General features: G+C 34.4%; 13 protein-coding genes. All 13 read left to right on the top strand.

Annotation, left to right across the window (positions count from 1 at the left end):
* The first annotated feature begins 8 nt into the window (after positions 1-8).
* The 13 genes from GFO_RS12325 (at position 9) to GFO_RS12270 (ending at position 14,255) form a co-directional block, all read left to right on the top strand.
* Positions 9-431 (top strand): hypothetical protein, encoded by a 423-nt coding sequence (locus GFO_RS12325; protein WP_011710473.1) that lies wholly within the window; start codon positions 9-11, stop codon positions 429-431.
* A 12-nt stretch (positions 432-443) separates the two neighbouring features.
* The gene (locus GFO_RS12320) at positions 444-1,841 is read left to right on the top strand and encodes a hypothetical protein (protein WP_011710472.1); all 1,398 of its coding nucleotides are present in this window, start codon (positions 444-446) and stop codon (positions 1,839-1,841) included.
* A 2-nt stretch (positions 1,842-1,843) separates the two neighbouring features.
* Entirely contained in the window at positions 1,844-5,218 is a 3,375-nt protein-coding gene (locus GFO_RS12315; protein ID WP_011710471.1) for an acetate and sugar kinases/Hsc70/actin family protein, read from the top strand.
* 1 nt (position 5,219) lies between these two features.
* Positions 5,220-6,161 (top strand): hypothetical protein, encoded by a 942-nt coding sequence (locus GFO_RS12310; protein ID WP_011710470.1) that lies wholly within the window; start codon positions 5,220-5,222, stop codon positions 6,159-6,161.
* 2 nt (positions 6,162-6,163) lie between these two features.
* Positions 6,164-6,613, top strand: coding sequence for a hypothetical protein (locus GFO_RS12305; RefSeq protein ID WP_011710469.1), 450 nt, complete (start codon positions 6,164-6,166; stop codon positions 6,611-6,613).
* A 17-nt stretch (positions 6,614-6,630) separates the two neighbouring features.
* Entirely contained in the window at positions 6,631-7,944 is a 1,314-nt protein-coding gene (locus tag GFO_RS12300; protein ID WP_011710468.1) for a hypothetical protein, read from the top strand.
* The gene (locus GFO_RS12295; RefSeq protein ID WP_011710467.1) at positions 7,944-8,588 is read left to right on the top strand and encodes a hypothetical protein; all 645 of its coding nucleotides are present in this window, start codon (positions 7,944-7,946) and stop codon (positions 8,586-8,588) included. Before GFO_RS12300 ends, GFO_RS12295 begins: the two co-directional genes overlap by 1 nt.
* The gene (locus GFO_RS12290; protein ID WP_011710466.1) at positions 8,585-9,340 is read left to right on the top strand and encodes a S1C family serine protease; all 756 of its coding nucleotides are present in this window, start codon (positions 8,585-8,587) and stop codon (positions 9,338-9,340) included. Before GFO_RS12295 ends, GFO_RS12290 begins: the two co-directional genes overlap by 4 nt.
* Positions 9,341-9,351: 11 nt before the next feature.
* Positions 9,352-9,936, top strand: coding sequence for a thermonuclease family protein (locus GFO_RS12285; RefSeq protein ID WP_011710465.1), 585 nt, complete (start codon positions 9,352-9,354; stop codon positions 9,934-9,936).
* Between the two features lie 51 nt (positions 9,937-9,987).
* A complete protein-coding gene (locus tag GFO_RS18135; protein ID WP_423738264.1) occupies positions 9,988-10,305 on the top strand; it encodes a DUF6804 family protein in 318 nt (105 codons plus the stop codon).
* A gap of 14 nt (positions 10,306-10,319) precedes the next feature.
* Positions 10,320-12,500: a J domain-containing protein gene (locus GFO_RS12280; protein ID WP_011710463.1), complete on the top strand. Its 2,181-nt coding sequence runs from the start codon at positions 10,320-10,322 to the stop codon at positions 12,498-12,500.
* Positions 12,501-12,528: 28 nt separating this feature from the next.
* A complete protein-coding gene (locus tag GFO_RS17350) occupies positions 12,529-13,518 on the top strand; it encodes a DnaJ domain-containing protein (RefSeq protein ID WP_011710462.1) in 990 nt (329 codons plus the stop codon).
* Positions 13,519-13,649: 131 nt separating this feature from the next.
* Positions 13,650-14,255: a PH domain-containing protein gene (locus tag GFO_RS12270; protein WP_011710461.1), complete on the top strand. Its 606-nt coding sequence runs from the start codon at positions 13,650-13,652 to the stop codon at positions 14,253-14,255.
* Positions 14,256-14,264: the final 9 nt, after the last annotated feature.

Below are 14,264 nucleotides of genomic sequence, written 5' to 3'. Positions count from 1 at the left end.
ACGAAAAAATGCTAAAAGATTTTATCGCAAATTTCTATGAACTATGGGGAGGAGCTTATTTAGGTGACTTTTCAGAACAGATGTATAATAATGATTTATATTTTTCTGTAGCTCTCTATTCCATTATTGTAGCACTAATTTTAACTATCGCATATTATTATGTTGTAGATCGACCTGGAACAGCGAAGCTTAGTATATGGTCTTTAAACTTGCTGGTTGGAGCTATAATTAACTTTATCATAGCTTTTGTTTCGGCTAATAATGATTTGACCGAAATTTTTGCTTCCGTTGGGTCGGCAGTTCCGGCCTCTTTTACTTCAGATATGATGGTGTTCTCAATCATAAATTCAATGTGGACTGTACTTTTTATGTTTTTGGTGTCTGTTCTAATTAAATGGAAGAGCACGAATTCATCTTACGTCCCATTCTAAATAAATAAAGCCATGTCTAAATTATATGTTTTTGGTATTGGAGGAACCGGTGCCAGGGTATTAAAGTCACTTTCATTCTTATTAGCTGCCGGTGTTAGGTGCAATAGTTCATCAGTAATTCCAATGCTAATTGATCCCGATGCTGCAAATGGAGATGTTAATAAAACAGTGGATATTCTTCAGCGATATAAAAACGTAAGGGAAAAATTATCTTTTGATGGAGAAACCTCTAATGAATTTTTTAAGACCCCAATTGAACCTTTAAGCAAGAATTGTAGGATCAATATCCAGGACTCAAAGAAAAAATTTAAAGAGTTTATTGATTACCAGGACCTGGATAAAAAAAATAAGGCTCTTATTTCATTACTGTTTAGTAAAAAGAATCTGGAATCAGATCTTGAGGTTGGATTTAAGGGTAATCCCAATATGGGGAGTGTTGTTTTGAACCAATTCAATACTTCTGAGGATTTCGAAAATTTTGCAAGTAGTTTTTCACAAGGAGATAGAATATTCATTATCTCATCAATTTTTGGAGGAACTGGAGCAGCAGGCTTTCCTCTACTTCTTAAAAATATAAGATCTGCAAGTCCAAATCTCAATAACCATTCTCTATTGCAAACTGCACCTGTAGGGGCAGTATCGGTTCTACCTTATTTTGGAGTTAAAAAAGATGATGAAAGCGAAATAGAGAAGTCTACTTTTATATCTAAAACAAAGGCAGCTCTTAGGTATTATGAATATGGAGTGAATGATTCTGTTAACTCTATGTATTATCTCGGAGATAAACTGGTTAAGGATTATGAAAATAATGAAGGGAGTGTGTCTCAGCAGAATGATGCTCATTTTATTGAATTGGCATCTGCACTTGCCATCTTAGATTTTGCCAATGATACCGATGTTTCTACCAATAAGGTTAAGGAATTTGGAGTTGAAAATGAGACCCCTAGTATAACATTTAATGATTTAGGGGATGAGACTAAGATGGACTTGGTAAAACCGCTAAGCAAATATTACTTTTTTCACCTATATCTAAAAAATCAACTTAGGTCTAATCTGGGTGCAGATTTCGCTAAAACACTTAAAATTAAGGAACCTTTCCTCAACGAAGATTTTTATAGAAAACTATCGAAATTCAATGATTATTACTGGAATTGGCTTCAGCAAATGAGTAATAATCAAAGGGGATTTGCACCTTACACAATGTCTACAAGTCAGGATATTTTTGATGGAATAAAAGGGTTTAAGGCTCATAAAGGATTTTTGGAAAAAACGAAAGATTATGAGCGTATAACTGCTTTTTTAAATAAAGAAGCAAAGAAAATGAATACTTCTGATAGTATTGAAAATAGGTTCCTGGAAGTCTTTTACGAGACGACTGATAAGTTAATGGCTGACAAATACAAATTATAATTATGGCATACGTTTTTAGATTTCATAGTGGAAAAAATTTAAAAGGATGGGAAGATTCTAATCCCTTGAATTCGGTTGCCATAAACGCAATTGAAGATCCAAATGGAGCTCACTCCAGTAGAGAAATAACTTCTATTCCTAGTCCTTATGCAAGAATTGACTTGGTTAAGACTGCATTTAAGGAAGTTGCAAATTTAGGGCCAGAAGGGAATACTACTTTTCATAAAATGGTATCTGATGCCCTCGATATAGGCCAGATCTTTTTTAATGCAGATAAGTATAAGGATCAAATAGAAATTATTAGCTGGGATAGGAAAGCAGATCTTGATAGATTAATTGATTCCCCGAATCCACAACATAAACTCCTGGGTGAAAGTTTAAGGTTATATCTGGAACAGGATGCAAATACCTATAATTTTGATTCTCTGGCAAAGCTATATCTGGTCAATTATACCAGAGGTCCAGAGCCAATAAATATAATTGGAGGTACGTCCCCCTCAACACTATTCTTTACTTCAGCTAATAGATTTAATTTAGATGGATTTCAGGAGGGAAGTGACAAGCTCCTGGATGATGAATACCAGCCACTACATGAAAGAGACCCTGAATACATAAAATATCTTTTTACTCTACGTAATAATATTTCCGGATTTTCATCTAAGATGAAAGAACTGGATGATTACTTTGAACTTACTTATAAACATCTTAGCAGGGAATTAAAAGATCAGGTTGGTCAATTAGGCAATCACTATAATAATCTACCGAATTTAAATATTGATGGGGGAGGAGAAATAGTAGAAGTTTTAGGTGTGAACCTGAAAAAAGCAAAAGGTAAAGAGGATGCCATCAAGGATAGTGATTTTGTAATAAAATCAGAAAGAAGCCAAATTGGTGAATATCCTCCATTAGTACTGCCTAATGAGGTATTTAATACACCCCTAAAATACGTAAGTGCTTCATGGGAATCTAAGGAAAAAGCTCCCCATTTCGATGAAAGATCATTAGAGGATAGGACCTTGCCTGTTGATGGTAATAAGTATCCTTATTTGACCATTAGTGATTTCCTGGAACCTGTTATCATAAGAACAGAATTTCCTGTAGATAAAAATTATTTTATTGACGGCGGATTCAAATCAACCGATGATGAAGGGAAAGGTTTTCTATTACCAATTAAGCCTGCTTATTTTAAATATTTTGACATTTCAAGCCTATCCCAAACTATTAATGGAGAGAAGAGATTTGAATTAAATTCACTTTCAGGTGGTTATGTTGAAACAATATTGAGAGTTCCGGTTCAGAAAGGTCATCATATTACATATAGAAGAACCTATAATAACCCTGTGAATGAAGCTCAAAAACCGGAGTACAATGAGCCCGCAAATAAGGGAGCAATTATAGAGAACAGAATTAATGTTGGAATTACACCATTCTATAAATTTCCTCAATCTATAAATCCGGAATATAACGTTGCCTTGTATGATGCCGATTTCATCTTTGATAATAACCAATTTGAGCTGTCATATTTTGATCAGGAAAACAAATTAATTCCCGCCAATCAGATACATAAAGTTCAAAGAAGATTTAAGGAGGAAGAAACATATAATATGTTCGGAGATGTAGTCAAGGCTAACTTTGATTATATTCAACTGAAACATGATTTCGCAAAGGGAATTCTGGTTCCTCAATTCTTTGATCGAATAGGAGGTACATCAGAGTTTGCTTTTTCAATTGATTTCGGGACAACCAATACTCATATTGAATACTCTATAGATGGAGGTAAGCCTCAACCTCTAGAGATCGATAAATCTGAAAAATATCATATTGGAAGTCTTATAGCTTTTAAAGATCTAAAGGAAGGTTACCTAAAAGCATTAAGGGATGACTTAATGCCTGAAGAGATCCATGCTGAAGGTAATTATCAATTCCCACAGAGAACGGCTATTAACTTTCATAAAAAAACGAATTTTAACCAGCCGGTTTTCTCACTTGCAAACATTAGCATTCCATTCAAATATGAGAAGGAGTCTTTTGATCTTTCCTCAAAAGTGAAAACCAATTTGAAATGGAATAGCAAGACAAGTGAGAATCAGAAAATACTTTTTGCGTTTTTTGAAGAGCTCATCAAAATCATTCGAAATAAAGCTTTATTGAATGGCGGATCTACCGATAATCTGGAAATCACCTGGTCCTATCCGGCAAGTATGCTCAAGTATCAGTTAAATCTGATGGAAAGCGACTGGGGAAAGATTATCCAGGCTTATTTAGGGGATAATGTCAAGATTAAAAAGGTATGTGAAAGTTTAACTCCTTACTACTACTATTATAAGTTTGAGGGAATACCTGCTATGGAAAAACCTTTAGTCTCTATTGATATTGGTGGAGGAACTTCAGATGTAGCTGTTTACAGAGAGGAAGCTCCTATCTTATTCAGCTCATATAAATTTGCTGGCGACGCGATCTTTGGAGATAACTTTAATAGAAATATCAATATTAACGGGTTCGTTAATAAGTACTATTCAAAGGTTATAAAGAAACTTGAAGAGAACGATCAACGCGTACTAATCGAAGCTGTTAATAAGATAAAAGCCAGTGATTCATCGCATGATGTGATCAACGCTTTCTTTAGTCTCAAGGATAATAAGGCTTTAAATGATCGGAATGTTGATGTAGACTTTCTTCATTTTCTGAAAACCGATTCAGATTTTAAAGTGATATTTCTTCTTTTTTATGTAAGCCAGATATATCATATTACTCAACTTCTTAAAAAGAAAGAAATCTCCGTTCCAGGAGTAATTAGTTTCTCAGGGACAGCCTCTAAGCTTTTGGGTATTATTGACTCAAGTTCCAGTCATGATAGTTTAAAAAGACTGGCGGCTGAAACGTTTAAAAATGTATTTAATTTAGATTCTCTACCTGAGATTGATATTAAATTACCTTCTAACCCTAAACAGATCTCCAGTAAGGGTGGCCTTTCTATCGGTGATAATCATCACTTAAATTTAGATGAAATAAAGGCAACTCTTATTACTAATTCCGAGTTGCAGTCTCAAAATGGTAGTAAAGTTAGCTACGAAAGAGTTAAAGAATTTGAAAGTGATGCGATAAAAAGTTTTGATGGCTTTTTAGACTTTTTCTTTAAGTTGAATAAATCCTATTCCTTCAGAGATAACTTTGGAGTAGACAAAGCATCCCTGGACTTTACTGAAGAATTTTTGAATAAGAAAAAAGTGAATGCTTTAAAGACCGGTATCAAGAATAAGCTAGATGAAATTAGCAATGAAAGTGATGAAGAAATAAGCGAAACTTTATTCTTCTATCCCCTCGTCGGAACTTTGGGTGAATTGGCTTATGAACTGGAGAAAAAGAAAGTAAGATAATATGAAGTATTTAACAACTACATTTCTTATTCTATTAATAATTATCAGTAGCTCTTGCGATAGGAGAGCCCAAGAAAACGCAACAAATTTTCAGTCAACAAATCAGGATATTGAAATTAAGTCTGAAGTTGATGAATATATTGAAAGTCCAGAAGATAACTCAGCGTCTAAGGACTCCATCATGGAAGCGGAAAATAAATCTCAAGATGAGGTCGTAAATTCACAGTTTCAAAATGAGCAATCTAATGCAGATACCTTGGAAGTTCCAGAGCATTCAGGTTGGAATTGGTGGATGGTTGGAGCTATTAGCTCAATATTAATGAATATAATCCTGGCTTTGCTGCTAAAAAAAACTATAACTAGTAAGGAGCATTACAAAAAAAGGAAAAAACATTATAAAAATGAGTTACATAGGCTTGAAATAGCTTTGAAAGAAGCAACAAGAAATAAATCTCCATCTATTTCCAAACGTCAGCCGATTAGAAGAGAGAGTAAGGAAAATCCTCCAGTACAAAAGGCTATTGAAAAGAAACCGACTTTTGACGACGAAAAACCTGTGGAAGTCCCACTATCAATTCATTCTACTACTAGGGTAGTTGAATCAGAAGTTTCGAAGCCAGTTATTCTTTTTGCTGAGAAAGCAAGTGATGATAAGATTTTTTCTTCGGTTACTGACCAAAAAAATGAACATAGAAGCGTTTTTAAACTGATATTAGATGATGCAGCAGCTGAAAAAGCGGAATTTGAAGTTGCAGATTCGGATTATATTTTAAAAATGGCTGTGAATTCACCCGATACTTATTTGTATCCAGTCTGTAAGCCGGAAAACAGTAATCAAAATTACAGTGGTGAAATCATTACCACCAAAAGAGGTGTGGCCCACAAAGTGGACGGTAAATGGAAAGTAAATGAAGAAGATAAAGCAACCATTAAATTTCAGTAGAAATGCATGATTACATAATAATCCTAATAATAGCTGTAATTATTGGGATACAGGTATTGATTTTTTGGAAGAATATGTCCAAAATAAAAAAATATAAGCAGACTATTGAAGATGTAAAGGATTTTGAAATCGTCGAGGTTTCAGTGCCTGAAGAGTGGATTAAGGAAATTGATGTAAAAGAGATTTTACAGAATCCTGAGAAGTTCCAAGAGCTATCAACGAATTTTTCGTCTAGCATGGAAGAAATAGATGAGGATCCTGATACATTTTTTGATGATGACGACCAAATTGATTCTAGGATTGATGATCAGGAAACAGAAGATCCTGAACTTTTGGAATTGAAATTAAAGGGTAATAGTACTGAACCTGAATTAGTTTTTCCCCAGGACGAGGACTCTGAAATAGAAGAATTCGAGGAAGAGGATTTTGAAGAATACAAAACTAACCGTTAGAACAAGTAGCAAGACTTATGAATAATAAAATAAGCATTTCTTTAATCGATTATAAGAGGTTTCAAAATGAAACTTTAAATGATATTTTGGCTTCGGTTAATGGCTACCTATTAAGAAATAAAGGTGCTGTAAGTGATTTTAACCTGGTTAAAGATATAGTAGATAGAAATATTGATAAAGTAGATGATGAGATAAGTAACAATATACCTACGCCTCTATATCTTGGCTTAATGGGAACAATGCTGGGAATTGTAGGAGGGCTAATTTTTATGCCGTCTCTTTCATCTGATGATACTTCAAATGCAATAGGTGGAATTGATGCTTTACTAGGTGGAGTGAAAATTGCAATGGTTGCTAGTGTCGTAGGATTGTTGCTGACCATCATTAGTAATTATTATTTCTTTAAAGCAAGAAAACAGGTAGAACATCAGAAACATGATTTCTTTACCTTTATTCAAACCAGGTTATTACCTATTCTTTCAAAAAATACTTCTTCGAGTATTTATTCGCTTCAAACTAATCTTTTAAAGTTTAACCAGGACTTCTCCACCAATATGAGAAGCTTCAGCAGCACTGTTAATGAAGTTAAGCAAACTTTTGATAGTCAACTTGAAGTAGTTCAGGAGCTAAAGAGAATAGACGTAGCAAATATTGCCAAGTATAATATTGATGTGATGCAGCAGATGCAGGCTTCATTTAATAAGCTAAAGGATCTTTCGGCTTATCTCGATAATATGAATGGTTTTATCGGGAATACGCGGGAACTTAACTTAGCAGTTAATCAGCAACTTCAGAAAGTAGGGGAGATTTCGGAACTAATTAATCGGTTTGATAATAATGCAGGTACCATATCTGAAACCTCCACCTATTTCAAAACCCAGTTTAAAACCTTTGATTCGAGAGAACAAGCCATGCAGGATAGGCTGGCGGAGTTTGATAAGAATACAAGTAAAATGATCGATAATTTAGATACTTCTTTTTCCAAACGATTACAGAATTTTAATGATAAGGATGTTGAAATAAGTTCTGGGTTTGAAAAACTTTTCTCTGATTTAAGGGAAATGACGAAAGAGGTGTTCGAAGATGAAGGAAATAATATTGGGGCCATTAAAAAGGATGTGGATCAATTGAAAGGAGTTTCATCTGAACTCTCCACTCTGAATTCTAAGGTATCTCAGCAGGATAAAACAATTCGAGAGTTGCTTGATATCCTAAAAGATAAACCTGTCCAGATGAAACAGTCTATGCTCATAAAGGTTGGAACTATAGTTTTGGCGAGTGTTGGAACCCTAACCTGTGGAGTAATAATATATAAACTATTGATTGTTTAATGGCTGGAGGAAAGAAAAAGAATGATTACTTCTGGGTTAGTTTTTCTGACCTTATGACCACTCTGTTTTTTGTGATGCTTGTCTTGTTCGTTTTAACCGTTGTTTATTTAAAAATCGAACAAGCTAAGACTCAGGCTACACTGGAACAGTTTAAGAAAATTGTAAAACTGGAGGAGCAGTTTGAACCATTGCAGCGGGATGGAGACTTTTTTTATTTACCTGCCTGTAAAAAATATGTGGCCAGCGATCTAATGGGAAAGGAAATTTTTGAACCGGATGAGGCGGATATCAGGCCGAAATATATAAATAGTACTATCAATGTAGGTAAAAAGTTGGAAAGCTTTCTTAATTCTTTAGAAAAACAAAATCCCGATTTTTCTTATCTATTAGTGATCGAGGGAAATATGGCGAATAGCTGGGATAAAAAATATAGCAAAAATTCGGAACATGGTTTTAAGAGAAGCTATGAGAGAGCTTTGGCAGTGTATAATTTATGGTTAAAGAACGATATCAATTTTAGAAAATCGAATGTTGAGGTTTTGATTTCTGGAAGTGGTTTTAACGGTTTATGTAGAGAAAGAGAAGAAGAGAATAATAAACGATTTTCAGTTCAAATAATTCCAAAAGTAAGTAATAAGATATGAGAATCCTTTTTAGTTTCTTATTAATTTGCCTAGTTCTGTTTAGTTGTAAAAGGCCGAATAGAAATCCTCAGAACGCCACTAGTAATTCTTCCCCCCAAAGAGAATACAGGGGTGAGAACACTGAAATAAAGCAAAATTCAGATTCCAGGAATAACTCTGAAGAATCTCGTTCAAACCCAATAGAAATATCATCAGGAGAATATAAAACTGTATCAGAATTATTTAAAGAATTAAATCCTGCAGTTTTTAGAGTATACGGGGTATTAGGTGAAGATAAATATTCAAATGGTAGTGGGTTTTTTATAGGTCAGGGAATTGGTGTTACTAATTATCACGTATTAGCTGATAGCCAGGAAGCTTATATCCAAATAGGAGAAGATTTTTATGAGATCACTAATGTACTTTCTAAAAGTTATCCGGCAAATCTGGACTATGTCATTTTTGAGACCGAATATCTTAATGCCAGTAGCCTGCCTATAGCAAATAAAAACCCACAAGTTGGTGAAGATGTTTTTGCTATTGGTAGTCCTCAAGGCTTATCGAATTCTTTAACCAAGGGAACGATTTCCGGCTTTAGAGACAATAAAAGGATTCAAATCGATGCTACTATTGATCACGGGAGTTCCGGTGGGCCTCTATTTAATATGAAAGGTGAAGTGATTGGAATTACTACCTCGGGAATGGGAACAGGATCAGAATTGAACTTTGCAGTGGATATACAGGCCTTGCCCTATGAAAAATATACCCGTTAATAATTAATATTATGGCCCTGGACTTTAAACTATTTCTTATATCCAGTTTAATTTTGCTTTCCTCCTGCAAACGCTCAGTAAGCAATAGCGTAGCTGTATCGGATAATCCTTCTGATAGGTTAGAGTCGGTAGAGTCGAATACAGAATCTAAACCTGATTCTAAAGAAAATAAAAAATCAGAAGGGCAAATTTCCTTAGAGGCAAAGATCATAAGAATTGTAGATGGAGATACTGCTGAGCTTCTTTATGGTGAATTACCTATAACGTTAAGGCTTCAGCATATTGATGCTCCCGAGAAAAGGGGAAGCCAGGCCTATGGAAATAAAGCGAAAACTGTTTTATCCGACCTTTGTTTTAGTCAGCAGGTTACCATTCTTACCGAAGGTGATTTTGACATGGGAGGCCGCATGATAGGCGAGATAATCAATGAGGAAGGATTGAATGTAAATAAGGAAATGGTTCGATTAGGTTTTGCCTGGCATTTTAAAAAATACTCTTCAGATATGAGTTATGACAAACTGGAGAAAGAAGCCCGAAGTTTAAAAAGAGGACTTTGGCAAGAACCTAATCCCATAGCCCCCTGGGATTTTAGGTAATCTGGAATTAACTTTTTCGGCTATAACCCTACTTATAGCTGAATTTCTAAATTGTATAAATTGAGATTAATAATATGTATAAGTGCTGCTATTCTATTTCTGGCAGTCTTCCCATTTCCTATAGGATATTACACATTGTTAAGGCTCATAGTAAGCATAACTGCAGGGCTATTATGCGTTAGGCAATATAAAAATGATAACATTTTGATGATAGTTATAAATGGATTCATTTTGCTTCTTTTTAATCCTATTTACCCAATTTATTTGGGAGATAAGAGTACTTGGATACCAATAGATATCATTACTGGAATCTTTTTAGTCTATCAAGCTATCACTTACAAATCATTAAAATCGATAGAATCAGTTTAAAATAATTTAATTCTATGGCCGATTATTATAAAATTCTTGGTGTCTCCAAAAGAGCATCAAAAAAGGAAATTGAACGTGCCTTCTATAAGATCAAATCCAAATTTTCATCTGAAGATGTGGAAGATCCTTATTACAAAAATTTCTACCGACGAATTCTGGAGGCGTATAACGTTCTTTCAAATGATAAATTGAAGGCTCAATATGACCAGAAATTCGATTTTTCAAAGGAGAAAACTTCAAATGAAAAGAAGAAAGAAGATAAAACTCCAAGTGAGCCGATAATCAATTATTTCAAATCAAATAGGGAAAGTTTAAGTGAAGGAAAAAAACTGATACTAACCTGGGATACCAGTTTTGCTGATAAGATAACATTGAATCCCGGTGGGAAGGTAAATTCGACTGGATCGAAGGTTATTTTCTACGATGACTTAGTTGAAGGTAGAACACAGATTAGTTTAAGAGTTCTAAATTCAAGTTCAGGAAAAGAGACGGCAAAGACCATGGAAATTGCCAAAGAAGTCAATAACACCCAGGAAGTTTATAGTCAGACTTCTAACCCGGAACCTGCCAGGGAAGAAAAATCATCAGTTCAGGTTGATGAGCATATTTCACCACAAACTGAACCCAGTAAGTCAGATTTAAAAAAATATGGAGTTCCGGGTGGAATAGGAATATTAATACTCGCGATAGTCCTTTTTGTTTTAGGGAAATCCGGATTTTGGGAGACCAGTTCAAAGGAAAATCTGAATCAATACTTCAAGGAAACAGGTAGCGAAAAATTAGCTGAACAATCAGATGTAATCAAGGAGGAAGAAACTGAGCTTTTTCCTGAAATTACTAAGAACTTAAATGGAGATAAGATAAAGTATTATGACCCAAATATTGTATTAGATGAATTAATAAATGAAATTAAGAACAATGCCATATCAGAATCTACAGGTTTTGAAGCAGACTATCGTCAATTCTTTAATTCGACAAATAATCCATTTGAATGGAGAAAAAATTACAATGATATAGGCGGTAAAAAAGTATCAACTGGTCAAATTGATATTGGAATCAAACAACGTCCTTATAGTACTCAAAAAGATCCAATAATAGAGAGAATTTCCCTTACAAAGACCGGTGATGCGAATTCAAACTTATTAAAGCAAATAAGCTTCGAAATTGGGGATTCAGGTCCTCCTTTCTGGGAGCCAGAAAGTAAATGGGAAGCTTTTGATGAGTTATTAAAAAATGACGCTGAAGAACTGATTTTAGTTGATGAATTAAATCAAAAGAATAAAATATTTACACTCCATAAAATTCCTTCTGGTTATTCATCAGGCTATTTAAATATGGGTGATGTTATTATTCCCGTAAGTATTAATAAGATAATTTCTGAGGATGACCCTACTTCAATAGAAGTGAATTTTTACTCCTCCATGAATGGCTTTATAACAAATAAGGAGAATATAACCCGGAGAGAAAAAGAACTAAATATTTTAAACTTAATGGAATTAGAAGGCTACAGGGATTTCAAACTGGTAAGCCAGTTTTATTCAGATCAAGTAGTAAAATACTGGGATAATACCAATCTGGATTATTTAGATCTGGAAAGCTTATATCAAACCGCTTGGGCCAATACTGATTACTCCATGAACGATGTGCAGGATATTAAAATGTATGATGAAAGTAATTTCGAACTAATTACAAATTTTGAATATTTAAATAAAGATGGGGACACCATTTCTCAACTTAGTTCAACTCATTTTACCTTTGATAAGGATGGCTTAATAGAAGAAGAATATGGCGTTGATTCTGATTATACTTATCAAAGTGTAAGGGATAGTGATTTTGATTATATATCAGATGAAGAGAAGATCAGCCGACTTTTAAAGGCCGAAGATGATCGTAATTTTAATAAGGTGGCGTCTTATTATTCTTCAGATATGAAGCGCTACTGGCATTTAAATGAGCCTACATTTAGACTAATTAGCAAAACGTACCTTGATTCCTGGAGTATGACCTCTTATTCCCGGAATACTATTTTGGACATCGAAAAATCCGGTTTTATGACTTATGACGTTCGAGTGAGTTTTACATTTTATAATAAGGAAGATAATCAGCAAGAGGCTAAAGAAAGTGCTACCCGGTATATATTTAATGATAAAGGTTTGATTAAAGAGGTTTATGGAATAAATAATAATCAAGGCTAAGTATAATAATATTCGAAACACCACCATCATGACTAACCATTACGAAACTTTAGGACTAAAATCTACTGCATCTCAACAGGAGATTGAAGATGCATATCAAAAATTATCAAAAAAGTTTCATCCCGATTATAATGGTGGGGATCAATATTTCTCTGATTTGTACGGGAATATCAAAGAAGCTTATGAAATTCTTTCTGATAAAAATAAAAAGGCAGAATATGATAATCGCGAGCATACTAAAAAGACAGAGCTAGTAGAAGAAAAAAAAAGTACAGCCCCGGAAATTTTATTGTTTGAATCAGATAAAGAAACATTTGTTGAGGGAGATACGATAGAACTCAAGTGGCAAACAAAAAATGCAGATAAGGTTTTTATAAAACCCTTCGGCGAATTGGAACCTAATGGGAGAAAAGTTTTTAAGTTGAAAAACTTTAATAAGCCCGAATTAAAAATAACTCTAGATGCAACGAATTCTCCTTCTGGTGAAATAACATCTAAAACCGTTACACTTATAAATGAAGTAACTGAGGTAGATTTCTCTGAATTCGAAAAGGATGAACCAGTCGAGGAATACATAGCTGAAGAAAATGAGCAATTACAGGTTGAAAAGGAACCTGTTTATTCCAATTCATTTGCAGGAACGGCAGCTGTTGAAAATGGGGAAATACCAGTTGTTAAAACAGAAGAAAGTTTTTTTTCTACAAGGGGGAGACTAAGAAGAAGTTCTTATCTGGGTAGAGCTATATTACTGGGAATCCCTGCAGGCATTGCTTCAGTAATTATTCAGGACACTTATAACGATACCGTGATAGGTTGGAGCGCTTTAGTCATGATTATCTGTTCTATACTCATCTTTATTCAGTTCATCAAAAGATTACATGATATCAATTTAAGCGGTTGGTTCAGTCTTATCAACTTTATACCATATATAGGGGCATTATTTGGATTAATAGTAGTTTTTATTGATAGCTCAAGAGGATCAAACACGTATGGAGCTGATCCTAAGAACAGATCCTGATTGGTCTATTTCGCCCAATTTACGGAAAACCACATGTAGAGCTGGTAAAGGGAAGTTATTTTAGTAAACCGAATGAATATTTCTAAAAGTAATGGAAATAGGCGGAATACTAACCAAACCAATACTTTGATATGGAATCATTAAAGAAATTTTTAAATGAATCTCAGGACCCTAAGGCCGTTGAGAAGACAATGACTAAAGTTTCTGAACTTCTTACACGAGAGGAAAAAATTGAATATATCGCGGTACAGAAGAAACCGGCAGTTAATTTATCTCCAGACTCTATTGCTCTTACCAATAAACGCATCATTTTTTGCCGACCTAAAAGTTTTGGATTCTCTATGGATTTCCAGGATTTTCTTTGGAAAGAGATTGCCGACTGTCATATGAAAGAAGGAATTTTAGGGGCTACTTTTACAGTTAAAACAGTTAAAGGAGGACATATCGCGCTTGATTATTTACCAAAAGCGCAGGCACGAATGCTGTATAGGTATGGCCAGGAAAAAGAAGAAGAAATGTCTGAATACAGAAGACAGCGGGAATTAGAAAATTCCAGAGCCAGTGCAGGTGGGGGGATTACGGTAAATACGAGTTCAGAGAATCAAAGTGCCGCAGCTAAGGAGCCACAGGATGATCCCATGGCAAATTTGAAAAAGTTGAAAATGTTGTTTGCAGAAGATCTGATTAGTGAAGAGGAATTCAGTAATAAAAAGGCTGAGATTTTAGCTAAGCTATAATTCTTAAAA

It is taken from the genome of Christiangramia forsetii KT0803 (genome assembly GCF_000060345.1).
Classification (GTDB): Bacteria; Bacteroidota; Bacteroidia; order Flavobacteriales; family Flavobacteriaceae; genus Christiangramia; species Christiangramia forsetii.
This window is presented reverse-complemented; position numbering and strand designations above follow the sequence as displayed.